Annotated in this window: 21 protein-coding genes; 11 read left to right on the forward strand and 10 right to left on the reverse strand. The window is 63.6% G+C overall.

All coding sequences use genetic code 11. The annotated features are described in order from the left end of the window. Positions 1-15: 15 nt before the first annotated feature. From ACRECS_RS07690 to ACRECS_RS07700, 3 genes are all read right to left on the reverse strand, one after another. Complete coding sequence (locus ACRECS_RS07690; RefSeq protein ID WP_431582377.1) at positions 16-1353, reverse strand: cell wall hydrolase; 1338 nt, start codon at positions 1351-1353, stop codon at positions 16-18. Positions 1354-1555: 202 nt separating this feature from the next. Further along, a complete protein-coding gene (gene cysK / locus ACRECS_RS07695; protein ID WP_431582378.1) occupies positions 1556-2476 on the reverse strand; it encodes a cysteine synthase A in 921 nt (306 codons plus the stop codon). Next, positions 2473-3756, reverse strand: coding sequence for an MFS transporter (locus tag ACRECS_RS07700; RefSeq protein WP_431582379.1), 1284 nt, complete (start codon positions 3754-3756; stop codon positions 2473-2475). The genes cysK and ACRECS_RS07700 overlap by 4 nt, the downstream gene beginning before the upstream one ends. Positions 3757-3909: 153 nt before the next feature. On the opposite strand from ACRECS_RS07700, the gene pdhA reads away from it, so the two are divergent. Beyond that, entirely contained in the window at positions 3910-4968 is a 1059-nt protein-coding gene (gene pdhA, locus ACRECS_RS07705) for a pyruvate dehydrogenase (acetyl-transferring) E1 component subunit alpha (RefSeq protein ID WP_431582380.1), read from the forward strand. Further along, entirely contained in the window at positions 4968-6383 is a 1416-nt protein-coding gene (locus ACRECS_RS07710; RefSeq protein ID WP_431582381.1) for a pyruvate dehydrogenase complex E1 component subunit beta, read from the forward strand. The genes pdhA and ACRECS_RS07710 overlap by 1 nt, the downstream gene beginning before the upstream one ends. 52 nt (positions 6384-6435) lie before the next feature. On the opposite strand, the gene ACRECS_RS07715 is transcribed toward ACRECS_RS07710, so the two are convergent. From ACRECS_RS07715 to ACRECS_RS07725, 3 genes are read right to left on the reverse strand one after another with little or no spacing between them, the layout of a single operon-like run. Then, a complete protein-coding gene (locus ACRECS_RS07715) occupies positions 6436-7128 on the reverse strand; it encodes a TadE/TadG family type IV pilus assembly protein (RefSeq protein WP_431582382.1) in 693 nt (230 codons plus the stop codon). Next, a complete protein-coding gene (locus ACRECS_RS07720; protein ID WP_431582383.1) occupies positions 7125-7796 on the reverse strand; it encodes a TadE/TadG family type IV pilus assembly protein in 672 nt (223 codons plus the stop codon). Before ACRECS_RS07720 ends, ACRECS_RS07715 begins: the two co-directional genes overlap by 4 nt. Continuing rightward, a complete protein-coding gene (locus ACRECS_RS07725; RefSeq protein ID WP_431582384.1) occupies positions 7793-9796 on the reverse strand; it encodes a TadE/TadG family type IV pilus assembly protein in 2004 nt (667 codons plus the stop codon). Before ACRECS_RS07725 ends, ACRECS_RS07720 begins: the two co-directional genes overlap by 4 nt. 117 nt (positions 9797-9913) lie before the next feature. Here ACRECS_RS07725 and ACRECS_RS07730 point away from each other — a divergent pair, with 117 nt between their 5' ends. After that, positions 9914-10576: a squalene/phytoene synthase family protein gene (locus ACRECS_RS07730; protein ID WP_431582385.1), complete on the forward strand. Its 663-nt coding sequence runs from the start codon at positions 9914-9916 to the stop codon at positions 10574-10576. Positions 10577-10637: 61 nt separating this feature from the next. Beyond that, positions 10638-11108, forward strand: coding sequence for a histidine kinase (locus ACRECS_RS07735; protein WP_431582386.1), 471 nt, complete (start codon positions 10638-10640; stop codon positions 11106-11108). A 17-nt stretch (positions 11109-11125) separates the two neighbouring features. Here the strand turns inward: ACRECS_RS07735 and trmFO are convergent, their stop codons facing one another. Next, the gene (gene trmFO, locus ACRECS_RS07740; RefSeq protein WP_431582387.1) at positions 11126-12460 is read right to left on the reverse strand and encodes a methylenetetrahydrofolate--tRNA-(uracil(54)-C(5))-methyltransferase (FADH(2)-oxidizing) TrmFO; all 1335 of its coding nucleotides are present in this window, start codon (positions 12458-12460) and stop codon (positions 11126-11128) included. A 248-nt stretch (positions 12461-12708) separates the two neighbouring features. Here trmFO and ACRECS_RS07745 point away from each other — a divergent pair, with 248 nt between their 5' ends. Next, on the forward strand, positions 12709-13098 hold the full coding sequence (locus tag ACRECS_RS07745) for a hypothetical protein (protein WP_431582388.1): 390 nt from the start codon (positions 12709-12711) through the stop codon (positions 13096-13098). Between the two features lie 97 nt (positions 13099-13195). On the opposite strand, the gene ACRECS_RS07750 is transcribed toward ACRECS_RS07745, so the two are convergent. The 3 genes from ACRECS_RS07750 to ACRECS_RS07760 all read right to left on the reverse strand — a co-directional run bounded on the left by ACRECS_RS07750 (position 13196) and on the right by ACRECS_RS07760 (position 14714). Beyond that, positions 13196-13648, reverse strand: coding sequence for a hypothetical protein (locus ACRECS_RS07750; protein ID WP_431582389.1), 453 nt, complete (start codon positions 13646-13648; stop codon positions 13196-13198). 55 nt (positions 13649-13703) lie between these two features. Next, the gene (locus ACRECS_RS07755) at positions 13704-14084 is read right to left on the reverse strand and encodes a hypothetical protein (protein ID WP_431582390.1); all 381 of its coding nucleotides are present in this window, start codon (positions 14082-14084) and stop codon (positions 13704-13706) included. An 87-nt stretch (positions 14085-14171) separates the two neighbouring features. Then, positions 14172-14714 (reverse strand): GbsR/MarR family transcriptional regulator, encoded by a 543-nt coding sequence (locus ACRECS_RS07760; protein ID WP_431582391.1) that lies wholly within the window; start codon positions 14712-14714, stop codon positions 14172-14174. 287 nt (positions 14715-15001) lie between these two features. Between ACRECS_RS07760 and ACRECS_RS07765 the strand changes: the two genes are divergently transcribed. From ACRECS_RS07765 to ACRECS_RS07790, 6 genes are all read left to right on the forward strand, one after another. Continuing rightward, the gene (locus ACRECS_RS07765) at positions 15002-16090 is read left to right on the forward strand and encodes an aspartate-semialdehyde dehydrogenase (protein WP_431582392.1); all 1089 of its coding nucleotides are present in this window, start codon (positions 15002-15004) and stop codon (positions 16088-16090) included. Positions 16091-16223: 133 nt separating this feature from the next. After that, positions 16224-16613 carry a VOC family protein gene (locus ACRECS_RS07770; protein ID WP_431582393.1) on the forward strand — a complete coding sequence of 130 codons (390 nt, stop codon included), beginning with the start codon at positions 16224-16226 and terminating at the stop codon, positions 16611-16613. A gap of 52 nt (positions 16614-16665) precedes the next feature. Next, positions 16666-17307: a lysoplasmalogenase family protein gene (locus tag ACRECS_RS07775; protein ID WP_431582394.1), complete on the forward strand. Its 642-nt coding sequence runs from the start codon at positions 16666-16668 to the stop codon at positions 17305-17307. Beyond that, positions 17304-17735 carry a DUF488 family protein gene (locus ACRECS_RS07780; protein ID WP_431582395.1) on the forward strand — a complete coding sequence of 144 codons (432 nt, stop codon included), beginning with the start codon at positions 17304-17306 and terminating at the stop codon, positions 17733-17735. The genes ACRECS_RS07775 and ACRECS_RS07780 overlap by 4 nt, the downstream gene beginning before the upstream one ends. Next, positions 17732-18883: an AAA family ATPase gene (locus ACRECS_RS07785; RefSeq protein WP_431582396.1), complete on the forward strand. Its 1152-nt coding sequence runs from the start codon at positions 17732-17734 to the stop codon at positions 18881-18883. Before ACRECS_RS07780 ends, ACRECS_RS07785 begins: the two co-directional genes overlap by 4 nt. A 50-nt stretch (positions 18884-18933) precedes the next feature. After that, positions 18934-19872, forward strand: a complete 939-nt coding sequence (locus ACRECS_RS07790; RefSeq protein WP_431582397.1) for an alpha/beta hydrolase family protein — start codon at positions 18934-18936, stop codon at positions 19870-19872. The last annotated feature ends 111 nt before the right edge of the window (positions 19873-19983 follow it).

The following is a 19983-nucleotide window of genomic DNA, read 5'->3' on the forward strand; positions in this document are numbered from 1 at the left end:
TCAACGTGCACAGGATCAGGGCTTGGTCACTGGCCCGGTGGTCGGCTGCGGCGCCGGCTTCACCGGCGCGGCTGAAAACTCGGCGCGGCGACGCACGCCAGTCAGGCCATCCGTCGCGGGTTTCAAGGTGGTCGATAGCGGCGGCGGCAGGACTCGCGACCCGGGCAGGTTTTCGAGCCGGAAGGTCATGGTCGGGCGAACCACGGGGACGAACACCTGCAGCTTCATGCACTGATTCAGGTCGGGGCGGCGATACTCGGCGCAATTCCACAAGGCCTTGTCATAGCCCTTGGCGCGGTCGCGCAGATAGCTGAACGACATCGCCGCGACCTGGCTCGATTGTAGCGGCAGCGCGGTCGGGGTCTTGGCCTTGCTGTTCCAAGCCATGACCTTGCAATAGGGCCGCTCGCCACAGGTAGCGGACGCAAGCGTGGCAAAGTTTTCCGGCGGCATCTTCTTATCGAGTGTGATGAGAAAGCTGTTGGTGTCGGTCACGATTGGCGGGGGCAGGGTGCCGGCCAGGGTTGCGCCCTCGATCGTCGCCGCAGCCGCTTCTTCCAGCGCCGCGCCCATGCGGTGCGAGTCGGACAATGCGGCAAGCTTGGCGATCACCGGCTCGCTCGACAGGACGCGCCGGCCGAAGGCGGGCGGGGTGCCCCACCAGCCGGTCCAGCGGAAGAACAGATGCGTGCGAACCTTGGTGACCTTGTCGAGGCTGGAGCTCCAATAAGGCACCACCCAGTCGGTGTGATAATGCGTCGAATAGCCGACCGGTTTGAACACCGAGCCAGTCAGCGCCAGGGTCGCGGTTTCGCGCGCCCGCTTCCATGCCACGTCCGACCAGCGGTGCCGGACCAGGGCGCCGTCGCAGGTGAAAGTGAACTGGCACCCGGTCGACCGTTCGGATCCCTGGAACACCACGCCGCAGATCGTCTTGGGAAAGGCGGGATGGCGGGTGCGGTTGATGATGACCTGCGCCACGGAGCGCTGGCCGAGCGTGTCGTCGCCCGCCTCGTACAGTACGGCGGCGGCCATGCAGTCGATCGCGCGCGCCTTGTCTTCGTCGGTCCCGGCCAGCGCAAAGGGGCGTGCCGCGGGGTTGGGCGCGGTCGAATAGGGAATCGTCCCGTTGAAGCTGCGCGCATCCTCGGGCGGGAGGTCCTGGTATTTGAGCGGCTCGACCGGCGGTAGCTCGGCCTGGGGCACGATGCGCTGCGGCGGCACGACGATGTGGCGATACGGCCGGATCGGCGGCGCAAAGGTGACGATCAGCGCGGGCACCGCAATGGCGGCGACGGCGAGCATGGCAAGCAGCAGCCGCAGCACGACACCCGGACGCGCAGGTCTGCTCACAGCGGTGATGGCGGAAGATTCAATCACGGAAAACGGCTCAGCGGCCTTCAGTCGGGAGCTGGAAGGGGATCACGGTCGGCTCCTGGCGGATCGGGCAGCGGCCTTTAGCGCAGAATGCCGCGAATGAGAAATCGGCCATGCGACCACCCGGGCCGCCGGCAAGGGCAGGAATCCGCTCCCGCCCCGCCGGCCGCTATCGCGCTCAGCTTTCCGGCAGGAAGTCCGGGACCGACAAATAGCGCTCGCCGGTGTCATAGTTGAAGCCGAGCACCCGGACATTCGCCGGCAGATCGGCAAGCTTCTGGCGAATCGCCGCAAGCGTCGCGCCCGAGCTGATCCCGACGAGCATCCCCTCCTCGGTCGCGGCGCGGCGGGCATAATCCTTGGCGGCGCCGGCCTCGACCTTGATCGCGCCGTCGATCGCCTGGGTGTGGAGATTGGCCGGCACGAAGCCCGCGCCGATACCCTGGATCGGGTGCGGGCCGGGCTGGCCACCGGAAATCACCGGCGAGGCCTCGGGCTCGACCGCATAGACTTTGAGATCCGGCCATTCCTTTTTGAGCGTCTCGGCGACGCCAGTGATATGGCCGCCGGTGCCGACGCCGGTGATGATCACATCGATCGGCGTGTCGCGGAAATCATTGAGGATCTCCAGTGCTGTGGTGCGGGTATGGACCGCGATGTTGGCGGGGTTCTCGAATTGCTGGGGCATCCACGCGCCGGGGGTCTGGTCGACCAGTTCTAGCGCGCGCTCGATCGCGCCCTTCATGCCCTTTTCGCGCGGCGTCAGGTCGAAGGTCGCGCCATAAGCGAGCATCAGGCGGCGGCGCTCGAGCGACATGCTTTCCGGCATGACCAGCACCAGTTTATAGCCCTTGACCGCAGCGACCATCGCCAGGCCGACGCCGGTATTGCCGCTGGTCGGCTCAATGATCGTGCCGCCGGGCTTCAGGTCGCCCGAGGCCTCGGCTGCCTCAACCATGGCGAGCGCGATGCGGTCCTTGATCGATCCGCCGGGATTGGAGCGCTCCGACTTGATCCACACTTCGCGGTCGGGGAACAGCTTCGCCACGCGGATATGCGGGGTATTGCCGATCGTCTCGAGGATCGTGTTGGCTTTCATCGTGCTGCCTCCATCTCAATGTCTGCGGCGTCGCGCGCCGTCTCGGGTGGATCGAATGTCTTTGCGTTGCGGATGCTGGGGAACAGATAGGTCCACAGGATCGTCACCACAATCGCCCCGCCGCCGCCAACCAGGACTGCGCCGACCGGCCCCAGCCCTGCGGCGAGGAACCCCGATTCGGCCTCGCCCAGTTCATTGGAGGCCGAAATGGTCAATTGCGAGACAGCGCCGACCCGCCCGCGCTTGTCATCCGGCGTGTAGAGCTGAATCAGCGATTGGCGGATATAGACCGAGAACATGTCGGCCGCGCCGGCCACCGCGAGCGCGATCAGGCTCAGTGCCATGATCTGTGACAGGCCGAAAACGACCGTCGCGGTGCCATAGACGAGCACCGCGACCAGCATCTTGGGGCCGACATTGGTCTTGAGCGGGCGGAACGAGAAGAACAATGCGACGACCGAGGCGCCGACGGCGGGGGCGGCGGCAAGTGCGCTCAGTCCCTGTGGGCCGACCTTCAAGATATCATGCGCATAGATTGGCAGCAGCGCGCTGGTGCCGGCGAGGAACACCGCGAACAGGTCAAGCGTGATCGTGCCGAACACCATCTTGTTCTGCCATACATAGGTCAGGCCGTCGGCGATCTGCTTCAGCGGATGGGCATTACCGACCGCGATCGAGCGCGGCACCTTGCCGATCAGGAACACGCAGACCAAGGCGATGGCGAACAAGGCGCTGGCGAGCCAATACGCGCCCGACGGCGTGATCGAATAGGCAAAGCCGCCGATTGCCGGGCCGATGATCGTCCCGACCTGCCATGAGATCGAGCTGAGCGCGATCGCCGTCGGCAGCACTTCGCGCGGCACGAGGTTTGGCGCAAGCGCACTGAAGGCAGGGCCGGAAAAGGCGCGGGCAAGGCCAAGTAGCACCGCGACTCCGAACAGCACCGGCAGGGTCATCGCGCCGTCGAGCGTGACCGATGCGAGAATCAGTGCGCAAGTGAGCTGCATCGTCACCGTCACGCGGGTGATCCAGCGGCGGTCGAAGCGGTCGGCGACCCACCCGCTGACCGGCGTGGTCACGAACAGCGGCACGAACTGCAACAGGCCGATCAGCCCGAGCTGCGCCGCAGCGGCGCTGGGCGACATGGTCTGGCGCGCGATGGTGTAGGTCTGCCAGCCGATCACGATGATCATCGCGTTCTGTGCGATCGTCATCGCGAAGCGCGCCGCCCAATAGGCGCGGAAATTGGCAATGCGGAATGGGTGCGGGGCTAAGGCCATTGCCGAAAGCTTTAGGCATGGTGATCGCGGCGGGGCAATCGTCGATTGCTTTGGGGGCGCAAACTTCGCCTGTTTCCTCAGACGATTGATGTCCGGCCCGAAAGCGGCTTATAGGCACCGCTTCCTCCCCTACGGAAACGAGGTTTTCCCATCGTGGCAAAAGCCCCCGCCGCTCCCAAGTCCGCCGCTCGCAAAGCTGAACCGCCGGTGCCGAACCGGGAACGCCCCGACGAGCCCAAGCTCTACAAGGCGTCGAAGGACGAGCTGCTCGAATTCTACAAGCAGATGCTGCTGATCCGCCGTTTTGAAGAAAAGGCCGGGCAGCTTTACGGACTCGGCCTGATCGGCGGGTTCTGCCATCTGTATATCGGCCAGGAAGCGGTCGCGGTCGGCCTGCAATCGGCGCTGTCGGAGAAGGACAGCGTGATCACCGGCTATCGCGATCACGGCCATATGCTGCTCTGCGGCATCCCGCCCAAGGACGTGATGGCAGAGCTGACCGGGCGTCAGGCCGGCATCTCCAAGGGCAAGGGCGGCTCGATGCATATGTTCAGCGTCGAGCATAAATTCTATGGCGGCCACGGCATCGTCGGCGCGCAGGTCTCGCTCGGCACCGGCCTTGGCTTCAGCCATAAGTACAAGGGCGATGGCGGCGTGTGCCTCGCCTATTTCGGCGATGGCGCGTCGAATCAGGGCCAGGTCTATGAGAGCTTCAACATGGCCGAGCTGTGGAAGTTGCCGGTCATCTATGTGATCGAGAACAACCAGTATGCGATGGGCACCAGCGTCAACCGCTCCTCGGCGGAAGACCAGCTCTATCGCCGCGGCGAAAGCTTCCGCATTCCCGGCATCCAGGTCGACGGCATGGACGTGCTGGCGGCGCGGGGCGCCGCCGAAGAGGCGCTGGCCTGGGTCCGCGCCGGCAAGGGGCCGATCATCCTCGAGATGAAGACCTATCGCTATCGCGGCCATTCCATGTCCGACCCGGCGAAATATCGCAGCCGTGACGAAGTCCAGGCGGTGCGCGACAAGTCCGACCCGATCGACCATTGCAAGAAGCTGCTGGAAGCTGAGGGCGTCAAGGAAGACGAGCTCAAGACGATCGAGCAGGAGATTCGCAAGATCGTCAACGAAGCCGCCGACTTCGCCGAGAGCGCGCCCGAACCGGAGGCCGCCGAACTTTATACCGACGTGCTGGTGGAAACCTACTGATGCCGATTGAAATCAAGATGCCCGCGCTTTCCCCGACGATGGAGGAGGGCACGCTCGCCAAATGGCTCGTCAAGGAAGGCGATACCGTCAAGTCCGGCGACATCATGGCCGAGATCGAGACCGACAAGGCGACGATGGAGTTCGAAGCGGTCGATGAAGGCACGATCGGCAAGATCCTGGTCGCCGAAGGCACCGACAATGTGAAGGTCGGCACCGTTATCGCAACGCTGAACGCCGAAGGCGAGGAGGCCGCGGCGCCTGCGCCTGCCGCGCCCGCGGCAGCGCCTGCCGAAGCGGCGCCGAAGGCTGAACAGCCGGTGGAAAAGGTGCCCGAGACGCCGGCGGCGCAGCCGCAGGTGGCGACCGGTTCACACCATGACGCGACCAAATATGACGGCCCGGTTGATCCGGCGATCCCGGCCGGGACCGAGATGGTCAAGCTGACGCTGCGCGAAGCGCTGCGTGATGCGATGGCCGAGGAAATGCGCCGCGACGACCGCGTGTTCCTGATGGGCGAGGAAGTCGCGCAATATCAGGGCGCCTACAAGGTCAGCCAGGGCCTGCTCGACGAATTCGGCGACAAGCGCGTGATCGACACACCGATCACCGAATATGGCTTTGCCGGCGTCGGCACGGGGGCGGCGATGGGCGGTCTGCGCCCGATCGTCGAATTCATGACCTTCAACTTCGCGATGCAGGCGATCGATCACATCGTGAACTCGGCCGCCAAGACCAATTACATGTCGGGCGGTCAGATGCGCTGTCCGATCGTGTTCCGCGGCCCCAATGGCGCGGCAAGCCGGGTCGGCGCGCAGCACAGCCAGAATTACGGCCCGTGGTACGCCAGCGTTCCCGGCCTGATCGTCATCGCGCCCTATGACGCGGCCGACGCGAAGGGCCTGATGAAGGCCGCGATTCGCAGCGAGGATCCGGTTGTCTTCCTCGAGAACGAACTGCTCTACGGCCGCACCTTCGAGATCCCGGCGCTCGACGACTATGTCCTGCCGATCGGCAAGGCGCGGATCATGCGCGAGGGCAAGGATGTGACCATCGTGAGCTATTCGATCGGCGTCGGCCTGTCGCTTGAAGCCGCCGATGAGCTGGCCAAGCAGGGCATCGAGGCGGAGGTGATCGATCTGCGCACGCTGCGCCCGCTCGACAAGCAGGCCGTGCTCAAGAGCCTGAAGAAGACCAACCGCCTGGTGGTCGCCGAAGAGGGCTGGGCGACGTGCTCGATCGCGTCGGAAATCGTCGCGATCTGCATGGAGGAAGGGTTTGACGACCTCGACGCGCCCGTATTGCGCGTCGCCAATGAGGATGTGCCGCTGCCCTATGCGGCCAATCTCGAAAAGCTTGCGCTGCTCAGCTCGGCCAAGATCGTCGAGGCAGTGAAGAAAGTGACGTACCGGCGCTGATGTCCCGTCACTGGAGTCATGCCCGGCACCTTCTGGGTGCCGGGCGCAGACTCTAGCAGGTCGAGGCCGTCACGCCGTCGACCTTGTACACACCGTTTGGGTGAAGGGAGGGCGTGGCGTTACTGTCGTCGCTCGTGTCACGCCGGTCACGGACCGACATCGATGCTATTTCTGTGAAGTCGGCGGTCGGCGCGAGGGAACCGCGGCCGATGAGCGGAAAATATTCATAATAGACCTCAACGAACATCACGGCATTATTGTCTTGCGCCTGCACTTTGCGCCCGTTTGGACCCATGCCGTCGAGATTGTTGTTGCCCGCCACGCCATACCCCGACGTGTGCGCGACCTTGGCGCCGCGGCAGCGCTGCCATCTGATGCGATACTTACCGGCATTGGCGGGATCGACCTCAAGACTGGAGACAATGACGCGGCCCCGCTCGAATAAATTCAGTTCGCCTGCCTGGAGTCCGGCGCCGGTCAGCAGGTCATTGATATCATTCTCGCTGACCGTCTTGGCCGACTGCAGGCTGCCATTGCCCATCCGCGCGGCATTGTCCGCCAGATGCAAGGCAAGCTGGCCCACGCGCATCTTCACGGTGATATAATTGATCATTTCCGCGCCGGTCAGCGTCATGACCAGGAAGATCGGCAACCCGAAGGCGAATTCGAGCAGCGCAAGGCCACTACGATCGTTGCGAAGCCGGGTGAACAGGCGAAGAATGCGGATCATGGGAATGCGGATCATGGGGCTGGGGGCTCCGGCTCTGGCGGTGGCCTGCAATGCCCTTCCAGGGAGCCATCATAGCTTCCCTGGTCGCTATAGGGCTGGTTCTGGAGTACGGTCTCGGCCGAAATTCGGGTCATATTCGATCCGCCGATGATCCCGTACAATGGAAAGAAGCGCGGATAGCTGACAGAGACCGTATACAGAGTCCTGTCCTTCGCGCCGCCCTGACCGGAATCGCCACCGTCCATATCACGGACGCCGTTGCGATTATCATCCTGGAAAATCTCGTTATTATCACAAATGCCATTGTGATTGGTGTCGTTTGCCGCTGGGAACGGCTCGGCCAGCGCCGCGGCGGCCGAAGAGAAGGTGCGATAGAAGCGTCGGGTGAATTCGATCGTCGCGTTGTTGGCGATCGCCTTCACCGACGTGCGGACCTTGTTGTCGAGGGCATTTTGCTGGGCGCCTGTAGCGCCCGATTCAAGCGCGGAATCGCGCGAGACCTTCTGCACGATGCCCTGCAAGGTTGCGCGCATGTAGAGTGAGTGCGCGGTGTCGAATGCGCCGAGCAGAAGCAGCCCGAGCACCGGCGCGATGATGGCGAATTCAATGATCGTCGCGCCGCGTCTGTCACAGGCAAGGCTGGCACAGGCAAGGCTGGGGCGAGGCAGGGATGACCGTTTCATCGTGTCAGCCTCAACTGCGAGATCTGGTTGGCGATCGACGCGAAGGTTCTTTGAAGCGCCGCGGAATCGCGCGCCGTGAAAAAGCGGTCTGGCGATGCACAGGTTGCGAGCCGGCTTTCGGTGTCGGTATTCGAGCCATTGCCGAACGAGATCACCCATAGCGTGATGTTCTTGTTCTTGACCGCCGCACACAGCGCCGCGAGACGAAGGTTGACCTGCGTGTTGAGCGAGGGCCTCCCGCCGTCAATACCGGGGCATTCCGCGCTTGTTCCGACATCGTCTGTCGTAAACCTATCCCAGAATGCCGTGCCGTAGGCGGTATAGTCGCAAGCCTGCGATACCGCGTCGCCATCGGTCATGAAGATCATGTGACGCTCGATATCCGCACCACCCTGAGTGTACTGGGTCGGCAGCGTGAATTCATTCTCGGAGCGGAAGATTCCAGTGGGCGACATCAGCCGTGCGCCCCAGATCATGCCGATGTCATGATAGGTGTTACCGTCCGGTACCAGGTCGTTTACATAATTATCGAACGCTACCGGATCGGGCCATGGCTGCAGCTTCTTTGCCGGGCTCGGACAGAAATAATATGACGCAATGGTGGAAAAATTGCTGTTCGATTGCGTAACGGCATTGCGAGTCCTCGTCCCGTTGCCGGTCGTGCGCTGATAGACGAGGCGAGGCAGCGCTGGCTTCCATTGCGTCTCGGCGTTCCCCGGTATTGGTGGCGAGTCGATGTCCAGATCCCTCGCGCCGCTCGGAATGGGGCTGTAGCTGGTTGCCTGAACGGTCTTGCGTTCCTCGATGCAGCCATCCCAGGTGATCGTGGCATTGGTCCCGTTGTTACCCGTCTGCGTGGTAATCGAATTGTTCCAGTTGCTTTCACCAGCCTTCAGTCCGGAAATATCGATCTGCGAAGGCTTGTAATCCCAATCCTTGAAGGTCGGATATGTCGTGGTGACATCGGTCCGCGAGCGCCGGCAGCTGCGCGACGTGCCGCTGGTGTCGCCTGCGCCAGTCCAGCCCCATTCGCCGGTGCCGCCGGCCGTTGCCACGCCGTCGTCGGAAAAGGATGTCACGACGGTCGGGGTCGGCGCGGGCCCCCCTGAGTTCAACGGCGTCGGCGTGAATCCGCTGAACGACTGATTCTTCATATATTTCAAGCAATTGTCTTGAGAAATCGAGTCTGTATAGGTCTGCCAATAGGGCCCATTGGTGGTGGTGACGGGGCTGGGAATAGTCCAGTTGGCGACGCGGGTCTGGTATTCGACGCTGTCGGGCATATAGCTATTGGGCAATAGTTTCCCGACATTGACGTTGGTCGAATAAGGAACGAATCCGAAGCGGATTTGCGTCTGGTTTCCCGTACCCCCGCTCGGTACACCGGCATCGCAATTGACGTCCGTATTGAGCCGCGCGACGATTTCGTAGAAGCATTTGACCGCAACCTTCAGGCCGGCCATTTTCGAACCGGAACCATTGTTGCAATTGTTGCCGTTGCTGTCACACTTCATCGAGCCCGTTGTGTCGAGAACGAACATGATATCGGTATTGGGCAGGCGCATATCGGCGTCGCACGTGACGGTCAGCGTCTCGGAATATTTCTTGAAAATCTTCATCACCGTCATCGGCAAAGCGGTGGATACCGTGCCCGTGACCTTTCCGGCGCTCTCGGTAAATACCGGCGTGGCCGTGCCGGCGCCGTAAGAACCGGGCTTGAAGTTTGCCTTGAAGAACTGTTGCGCCACGGCATTATCGTCGGTGCCCCAATTGCCGCCGCCCATCGCCTTGCGGCCAGCGAGCGCGCCCGCGTCGCAGGCGTGTTGCAGGCGCGTCTTGGTGATGTACATGCGGCTGATGTCGATACCGCCTCCGACCATTCCCGCGAGCGGGATCAATGCCGCCGCCATGATCGCCAGCGTGTTGCCGCGAACATCGCGGGCAAGCCGCCCCATAAAGCCACGCGCCACCGCTCGCTCGATCGCCCTGATCCCCGACATCCAGCCGCCCCGCAATAATCGTGTTGGTCCCAACCAGGGGGCTATGCGGGGAGAAGGGATAATCGCGGCTCAAGCGATGTGGTTAATGTTACGCTCACGATGTGAAGGGTGCGCGGGGTGACGGCCGACCCCGAACGCAGCCTGGCCTTGTCCTACGCCCCGCCTGCGCAGCGCGCGGGTGTGTCGGCGCTGTTTGCACTCGACGATGCGCTGGCGGCTATCCTTCGCACCACCAGCGAGCCGATGATCGGCCAGATGCGGCTCACCTGGTGGCACGAGGCGCTGAACCGGCTGGATAGCGGCATCGTGCCGGCCGAACCGGTGCTGGCGGCACTTGCGGCCGAGGCCATCCCGCACGGCATTTCCGGCGCCCGGCTTGCCAATATGATCGATGCCTGGGAAGTGCTGCTCGATCCGGACCTGCCCGATGACGCCACGCTGGAACATTATGCCGCGCGCGGCGTGATCCTGTTCGGCGCGGCGGGAAGCCTGCTCGGCACGCCGCCATCCGATCCGGTCGCGCCGGCCGGACGGGGATGGGCACTGGCCGATCTCGCGCGGCATGTTCAGGACGGTGACGTTGCGCGGCGCGCGCTCGGCCTCGCGCAGGGGCCATTGACGGCCGCCACGATGGCGCGGTGGAGCAGGGCGGGGCGCCCGCTTGGTGCGCTCGCCCATCTGGCGCGGCTCGACCTTGCGGCGCCGCTCAGCGAGCCGATCGCACGCGGCGCGCCGCGGCGGGTGTGGCGCATCTTGATTCATCGCCTGTCGGGACGTTAGCTTCCGTTCATCTCGGCTGAGCGATAACGCCGGCTGGATTGGCGGATGGGGAGAACGGGCGATGTGGCGCTATGTGGCTGGCGGCGTGGCGGCATTGCTGCTGATCGGGGCGGGAATCGTGCTGTTCAACGGCCCGGCGCGTTCGGTTTCTCCCTTGGCGGCGGTACCGCCGCGCGCCGAACAGAGCGCCGATGATGAAGAGGCAATGCCCGACACCATCCCCGAGGCCGGCGCGAAGACGCGCGAGGAGAAGCGCTTCAACCGTTACGACAAGGATCGCAACGGCATCGTCGCGCGCGAGGAATATCTCGCCCAGCGCCGCAAGGCCTATGCGAAGCTCGACACCAACCATGACGGGCAATTGTCGTTCGACGAATGGGCGACCCGGGCGACCGCCAAGTTCGCGGAGGCCGACAAGGACAAGTCCGGCAGCATGAACGCGGCCGAATTCGCGACCACCGCACCAAAGCGGAAGGCTCGGCCAAAGGGCGACTGCCCGCCCGCTGCCGCGCCGCGCGACGAGGACAGCTGAATCGATCCGGGATCGGCTCAGGCCGCGCGGCTGCCGGTGGCCTTGACCCATTCCTCCAGCGCCGCACGGGCGCGGTCCGTATACATCTTCTTGCGATCGGCCTTTTTGGTGCGGCCCTCGATCGGCGGGAACAGGCCGAAATTGACGTTCATCGGCTGATAAGAGTCGGCCTCAGCGCCGCCGGTGATGTGACCGAGCAGCGCGCCAAGTGCGGTTTCGACCGGGGGCGGCGCGAGCGTCGCGCCGGCAAGCTCCGCCGCCGCGAAGCGCCCGGCCAGCAAGCCGATCGCCGCGCTCTCGATATAGCCTTCGCAGCCGGTGATCTGCCCGGCGAAGCGCACGGTCGGACGCGCCTTCAGCCGGAGCGTCTCGTCGAGCAGGATCGGCGAGCGGATGAAGGTATTGCGATGCAGCCCGCCAAGCCGCGCGAACTCGGCATTCTCAAGCCCGGGAATGGTGCGGAACAGGCGGACCTGCTCGGCATGTTTCAGCTTGGTCTGGAAACCGACGATGTTCCACAAGGTGCCCGAGGCATTGTCCTGGCGCAGCTGAACCACGGCATGCGGCCAGCGCCCGGTCCTTGGATCGTCGAGCCCGACCGGCTTCATCGGCCCGAAGCGCAGCGTGTCGAATCCGCGTTCGGCCATCACCTCGATCGGCATGCAGCCCTCGAAATAGGGCGTGTCCATTTCCCAGTCGCGGAACGGCGTCTTCTCCCCGTCGATCAGCCCCTGATGAAAGGCGGCGTATTGATCCCGGTCCATCGCGCAGTTGATGTAATCCTTGCCCTCTCCCTTGTTCCAGCGCGACTGGAACCAGGCGGTGTCCATATCGATGCTGTCGAAATGGACGATCGGCGCGATCGCATCGAAAAAGGCCAGTGCTTCCGATCCGGTCGCGGTGCCGATGCTTTCGGCGAGGCCCGCGGCAGTGAGCGGGCCGGTCGAGATGATCACGGGGCCGTCGGTGGGGATTGCATCGACGCGTTCGCGCACGATGGTGATATTGGGATGTGCCTCCAGCGCCGCCGTCACGCCGGCCGAGAAGCCGTCGCGGTCGACCGCCAGGGCGGAGCCGGCCGGCACCTTGTGCGTGTCGCCCTCGCGCATGATGATCGAGCCGAGCGCGCGCATTTCGGCATGAAGCAGGCCGACCGCGTTGCTGGTCGCGTCGTCGGAGCGAAAGCTGTTCGAGCAGACCAGTTCGGCGAGGCCGTGGGTGTGGTGCGCCGGGGTCATCTCGCCCGAACCGCGCATTTCGGAGAGCTTTACAGTGTAGCCTGCCTGGGCGAGCTGCCAGGCGGCTTCGGAACCGGCAAGACCGCCGCCGATAATCTGAATGTCATGAGTCATGCGCGTCAGATAGCGAGGGCGTCGACCAACACAAAGTTTCTTGTCCAAAGGGGCCGCGCCTCTTGCTCGATGGACGCTGGGGTCGGACCGGAATATCATTCGCGACAAATAAGGTGAGGTCAGGGAAATCGGCCGCCATAGAACGCGGACCTTGGGCACAGGATTAATGGAAGCGGTGGTTGAGTTCGCGCGCCTATTCTTTGCCTCGCGGGGGCGCCCGGTCGAATATGAAGGAAACACGATCCACCTTGGCGACACGTTCCCCTTGCCACCCGGGGGCAATCTTCGGGTCGTGCGCGAAAGCAGCAAAAATACCAGGTGGCGGCAGGGGGGTTCATCTGGCCACCAAAGGCCATTTCAAAATCGGCAGCGAAACCTTTCCCAAAGCAATAGTGCTTTGGGCGGACACTGCGCCCCGGATTGTCATTCTCGAAGTTCATGCGAATGACGGCGTTTGCCAGGTCAAGAATGTGTGGGACACCGGCGATGGAACCATGCATTCCTGGCATAATGGCGCGGCAATGATCATCGAAGAGACCGAATTTGGTCGCCGATATCGTTGCAATGATGGCAATCCGAATGACGACTTTGACGATATCATATTTCGATTGGAGTCAAATGCGGAGGCGGTGGAGTGACGGGCTATGGAATGCCCGCGCCTCAGCGGTGCATCTGCTGCCCGAAAGCAGCGAGAGAGGCGAGGACTTCCAGGTAGAGCGCGAAGAAGCTTCGTCGCTATCGATCAGGCGCCAACGAACATTCTTCCCAGCTGACGCCGCGGCGGCAGAGTAGTGCACACACCGTGCCGGTGATCGCCAGCGCGATTCCGGGGATGGATACGGCACCATCGGGTTCTGCGAGCGTGGTGACGAACGCCATCGACAATGCGCCGGCCAATGCCCAACTGATCGGTAATTGCATGCCCGTATTGTGGCTGCCCAGCCACATCATCGCCTGGAGCCCGATAAGGTTCGGGAGGATGGAGAAGAACGCGCCGCCGACCATAGTGAACATCGTCAATGGCAGGAGCGCGATAACCCAGTTCCAGTCGTCCGGCAGCGGCACGGCCGCACTCATATCCGTCGCCCAGGCGGTGATGCCAATGCTGACGACGTAGATCGGGCCGGCCAGGAAGGTCGCCAGTTTAAAGCCGCGATAGCTTGTCGCTGGACGATGGCGAATGGGCATCATCATTCTCCCGATCTGAAGAGGCGGGGCGGTACGACCGCCCCGCTCGGATGGCTCAGGCCGCCAGCTGCGCGGAATCTCCCTGTTCGTTCAGCCAGCCATTCACCTTGCGGCCGAACTGCGCGATCGCGCCCATGTTGAAGAAATGCATCGCGCCCAGCACCACGACCGCCAGGCCGACCTTGCCGCTGAGGAAGCGGATCGCACCGGTCAGCGTGGTGGGTTCGTTGCCGAGACTGAGCGTCAGGGTGATGAAGCCGATATTGACGAGGTAGAAGCCGACCACCAGCAAATGGTTGGTGGATTTGGCCAGCACCTCATTCTGGCCGAAGCACTGGATCAGGAACACGACGCCATTCCTCGACAGCGTGCGTGCGACCCAGATGGTGATCGCGATCGTGATGACGAAGTACAGGGCATAGACGGTCTCGACCATGGTTCGTTCCTTTTTGTATCTGAAATTTCTGTAATTTAAGAAGTAATCGGGCGCAGCTAAGGTGGAAGAGGGAGCATCATTGTCTCCTCAGTCCTTGGACTTGCCGGGAATGAAGCGCGCGACCTTGCCGCCGAGCTTCATCAGCGTGACGAGCGTCGGTTTGGGCAGGACGCGGACCTGATCGTACCAGGTGCCGAGCGTGGAGAGGAATTCATGCATCCGCGTGATGCGGTCACGGACATGCTCGGGCGCCTTGCCGTCGGCCTTCAGCCGCGCCGACAATTGCCCCATCAGCTCGATCGTCGGGTCGATCTCGCGCCGCTTGCGCTCGGCCGCGATGCGCATGAGCATTTCCCACAAATCGGTCTCGGCGGTGAAATGATCGCGCCGGTCTCCCTCGACATGGACACGGCGGACGATGCCGTAACCCTGCAGCTCCTTGAGCGCGGTCGACACGTTGGACCGTGCGAGGACCAGTGTCTCGACGATCTCCTCGGCGTGCATCGGCCGGTCGGACAGATAGAGCAGGGCATGGATCTGCGCGACCGAGCGGTTGACGCCCCAATGCGTGCCCATCTCTCCCCAATGCAGGATGAAAGCCTTGACGTCGGAAGGTTTGGTGATCTGCATGTGTCTTTCATTTCTGTTATTTCAGAAATACAGGATATGAACGGGCGGGTCAAGGGCCGGTCGCGTGAAGCCGGCAACGACGTTATTGCCATATTCATTGCCGCCTGATAGCCGGCGCGCATGTCGATGAAGATCAGCACCATGAGCATTATTAAAACGACCGCGAAAGCGGGCGTTCTCTGGTGCGCGTGGTGATCCCCACGACATAGCAACAGAGGCCCCGCCGGAAACGGACGGGGCCAGTCGATCCAGACAGCGCCGTCCTCCGCACCATGGAAGGAAGCGTTATGCCGAACACATTATCCAATCCCAATTCTCTCCGCCGCCAGGACGAGTCTGCCGCTGCGCCGGTGATTGCCCCGGTGATTGCCCCGGTGATTGCCATTGTCGGTGCGACCGGCGCGGTCGGTGTGGAACTGATGCAGTGCCTGGAAAAGCGCGGCTTCCCGGTGGGTGCGCTGCGCCTGCTGGCATCGGCACGGTCGGCCGGCAGCACGCTCCCTTATGGCGCGGACCAGGTGCCAGTCGAGGAACTGCGCGATGACAGTTTTGCCGGCGTCGATGTGGCGCTGTTTTCGGCCGGCGCCACCATTTCACGCCGCTATGCACCGCTTGCGGTCGCCGCCGGTGCGATGGTGGTCGACAACAGCTCGGCGTTTCGCATGCAGGCCGATGTTCCGCTGGTCGTGCCCGAAGTGAATGGCGCGACGCTGGCCGGGCATAGCGGCATCATCGCCAATCCCAATTGCGTCGCGGCGATCATGACCATGGCGCTGGCGCCGCTGCACCGCGCCGCGCCGATCCGGCGCATTTTCGCCGCCACCTATCAATCCGCATCGGGCGCCGGTGCCGCGGCGATGGAGGAACTGCGCCAGGCGACCGCCGCACATCTGGAGGATCGGCCATTCGAAGCGAAGGTCCTGCCGCATCCTTATGCCTTCAACCTGTTCAGCCATAATGCCGATGTCGATGGCGAGAGCGGTTATAATGGCGAAGAACTGAAGGCGGCAGCCGAGACGCGGCGGATTCTCGACACGCCGGACCTGCCGATCGGCATCACCTGCGTCCGTGTGCCGGTGCTGCGCGCGCATTCGATTGCGCTCAGTATCGAGTTCGAGCGGCCCGTCTCACCGGAAGAAGCGCGTGACCTTCTTGCCGCCGCGCCGGGTGTGCGGGTGGTCGACGACCGCGCCGCCAATCACTTCCCGATGCCGTCCGAGGCGAGCGGGATCGACGATGTGCTGGTCGGGCGGATCCGTACCGATCTGGGCGATCCGACCGGCCATACGCTCGCTCTGTTCGTATCGGGTGACCAGTTGCTGAAGGGCGCTGCGCTGAATGCGGTCCAGATCCTGGAGCGCCTGCTCGGCCGCTGACCCCTCGCTATGCCGCATGGCGTGATCCGTCAGGGTTTCGCCCAGGGATTCGCCCAGGGATTCGCCATGCGGCTAAACCGATGGGGATTCTGTGCGTTATTCTCTGCCTGAAACTCAGCCAAGGGAGAGCAACATGATCGACCATATCGGCCTTGCCGTGACCGACATTGCCCGGTCGCGCGCCTTTTACGAAGCGGCGCTTGCGCCTCTGGGCATCCGCACGATCGAAGTGATCGACCCCAGCCAGACCGAGAGCGGCGGGACGGCGGTGATGATGGGCGATGACGGCATCTTCTTCGTCATCGCCGACAATGAAGCCGTCGGGGAGGGGACTCATGTCGCGTTCTGCGCAAAGTCCCGCGACCAGGTCGATGCCTTTTATGCTGCCGCCATGGCCGCCGGCGGGCGTGACAATGGCGCGCCCGGTCTCCGGAAGAGATATCATCCCGATTATTATGCCGCGTTCGTCCATGATCCCGACGGCATCAATGTTGAGGCGGTCTGCCATCTGGCCGACAGCTGAGCGGCGCCAAAGGATGGGCTGACAGCGGCGTCCGATGCGATACAAGGCAATCATGTCGAACCGCCTTCTTTTCATCGCCGCGCTGATCGCCGGGACCAGCTATTATGTCGTCGACCATGTCCTGGCCCCCGGAACCGCCGCGATCGTCTGGAAAGGAGCGGGGGTCGGCCTGCTTGCCTTATGGGCGGCGACGCAGGCGCGCGATCGTGCCGGCTGGCTGATTGCCGCGGTTCTGGCGCTCGGCGCGCTGGGCGATGTGCTGCTTGAGGTGGCGGGGCTGACGATCGGCGCACTGGCGTTCCTTGCCGGGCATCTCGTCGCGGTCGGTCTGTATCTCGCCAACCGCCGTGCGGCCGGTGCGGCGGATTGGGCGGTCGCGGCGCTGGTGCTGATCGGCACGCCGGTCGCGGCATGGTTGCTGCCGACCGATCGCAGCGCGGCACCCGGGGTCGCGCTATATGCAACTGGCCTGGGCGCGATGGCGGCGAGCGCCAGGCTGAGCCGTTTCCCGCGTAACTCTGTCGGACTGGGCGCGTTGCTGTTCGTGATATCCGACCTGCTGATCTTCTCCCGGATCGGTCCTTTGTCGGCATCGTCCATTCCCAATCTCCTCATCTGGCCGACCTATTTCGGCGGTCAGGCGCTGATCGCCTGGGGCGTGGTGGCGACACTCGATCGAAAGAGGCCGGCATGAAGATTTTCACCATCGGTTATGAAGCGACGACGATGGCCGATTTCCTTTCGGCACTGGCCGGTGCCGGGGTCGAGCGGGTGATCGATGTGCGGGCCTTGCCGTTGTCGCGGCGCCCCGGCTTTTCGAAGAATATCCTCGCCGCATCGCTGGCCGAGGCGGGCATCGGCTATGTCCATCTCAAGGCGCTGGGCACGCCCAAGCCAGGCCGCGATGCCGCCAAGAAAGGCGATGTCGCGACCTTGAAGGCGGTCTATGCGGCGCAGCTCGATTTGCCCGAAGCGCAGGTCCAGGCGGCGCAAATGCTTGAGCTTGCCGCCGAGAAACCCTCGGCCCTGCTGTGTTTCGAGCGCGATCCCTGCCATTGTCACCGCACCTTGCTGCTCGCTGCGGTGGGTGACGGCGCAGAGGTGGTAGACCTGTATCCGTGATCCACACGCTGGCGGTTTCCGGCTATCGCTCGCTGCGCGATGTGACGCTGGCATTGGGCGACGTGACCGTCGTTACCGGGGCCAATGGCAGCGGCAAATCGAGCCTGTATCGTGCGCTGCGCCTGTTGTCGGATGTCGCACAGGGGCGGGTGATCGCGTCGCTGGCGGCGGAAGGCGGATTGGCGTCGACCTTATGGGCCGGGCCGGAACGCTTCAGCCGCGAGATGAAGCAGGGAACACAGCCAGTCCAGGGTGTGGTGCGTGACGGGCCGGTCAGCCTGAAGCTCGGTTTTGCCCGGGACGATCTCGGCTATGCGATTGATCTCGGCCTGCCGGTTCCATCGCTGTCACGCTTTGCCGCTGATCCCGAGATCAAGGTCGAGGCGGTGTGGAATGGGGCCGTGCTGCGGCCGGCCATGCTGGTGGCCGAACGCCGTGGGCCGACCGCACGCATTCGCGGCGAACGCAGCGGCCAATGGCATGACAGCCGCACGGGATTGTCGTCGTTCGATAGCATGGTCACGCAATGCGCCGACCCGGGCGACGGCCTCGAACTGCTGATGCTGCGTGAGCGGATGCGCCGCTGGCGCTTCTATGACGATTTGCGCACCGATCGCGCCGCACCTGCGCGCCGCCCGCAGATCGGCACCTTCACGCCGGTGCTGGCCGGCGACGGCAGCGATATCGGCGCCGCGATCCAGACGATCATCGAGATCGGCGACGGCGATGCGTTGCAGGAAACGGTCGGCGACGCCTTTGCCGGCGCGCGGATCAGCGTCGGGGCGGATTTCGAGGTCGAGATGCATCAGCATGGCTTGTTGCGGCCGATGCGCGGTGCCGAATTGTCGGACGGTACGCTGCGCTATCTGTTGCTGACGGCCGCCTTGCTATCGCCGCGACCGCCCGAATTGATGATTCTCAACGAACCCGAGGCGAGCCTCCATCCCGACCTGCTCGCGCCGCTCGCACGGCTGATCGCGCTTGCCGCACGGCACTGCCAGATCATCGTCGTGTCGCATGCGGCCGCATTGGTCGATGCGCTGGTCGAGCATGACCTGACACGGCAGATCATCCTGCGGAAGCAACTTGGCGAGACCCATGCGCAGCAACAGGACGATCCGCCGCGCTGGGCATGGCCGACGCGGTGAACCTTGGCCAATCTGACGAGTTGTTGGCGGCGAATAGCGAAAGGGACGACATGCACAAGCGGGGAATATTGGCATTGGCGGCCTTGTGCATGCCGATCGCACTGGCGGCCTGTGGCGGCACTCAGGACACTGCGCAAACGGCTCAAAACCTGGCGGCGGCTCGTACCGGGTTCAAGACGCACCTCACGCAACAGACCCGCGATGGCACGCCGGTACCGCAGCCGCCGAAAGGCGTGCTCGACCTGATCCGGTACAAATCGCCCGCGGGGCAACTCGCCGCCTATATCACGCCGCGCCCGGCGGGCAGTGGCCGCCACCCGGCGATCATCTGGATTACCGGCGGCGACAGCAATTCGATCGGCAATCTGTGGGACAAGGCGGATCCGGAGAATGACCAGACCGCCGCGGCGTTTCGCGATGCCGGGATCGTGACGATGTATCCTTCGCTGCGCGGCGGCAATGACAATCCGGGCTATCGCGAAGGGTTTTACGGCGAGGTCGACGATATCCTGGCGGCGGCCGATTATCTTGCGACGCAGGATTATGTCGATCCGCAGCGCATCTATCTCGGCGGGCACAGCACTGGCGGTACACTGGTCCTGCTGACTGCGGAGATGAGCAAGCGTTTCCGCGGGATATTCGCCTTTGGCCCGGTCGCCGAGGCGAGCGATTATGGCGGTCAGTTCTTCTATGCCGACCTGAACGACGCGACTGAGGTGAAGCTGCGCTCACCGATCCGCTGGCTCGGGTCAGTGACAAGCCCGACATTCGTGTTCGAGGGCGCGGATCAGGGCAATGGCGACTCGCTCGACGCGCTGAGCGCCGAATCCAGCAATCCGCAACTGCATTTCTTCAAGGTGCCGGGACGCACCCATTTCAGCATCCTCGCGCCGGTCACGACGGTGATCGCCCGCAAGATCATTGGCGACGCCGCCGGCAAGGGCGCGGTGTCGTTCAACCAGCTCGAGCTGAACATGGCGCCGCGCTGACAGCGCCTGAGATAAACCACCATCGTCATTCCCGCGAAAGCGGGAATCCCGCTGCCTTGCCCGCGCTCAAAAAAGAAGCGGGATCCCCGCTTTCGCGAGGATGACAGTGGG

It is taken from the genome of Sphingomonas sp. (assembly GCF_050725575.1).
Classification (GTDB): domain Bacteria; phylum Pseudomonadota; class Alphaproteobacteria; order Sphingomonadales; family Sphingomonadaceae; genus Sphingomonas.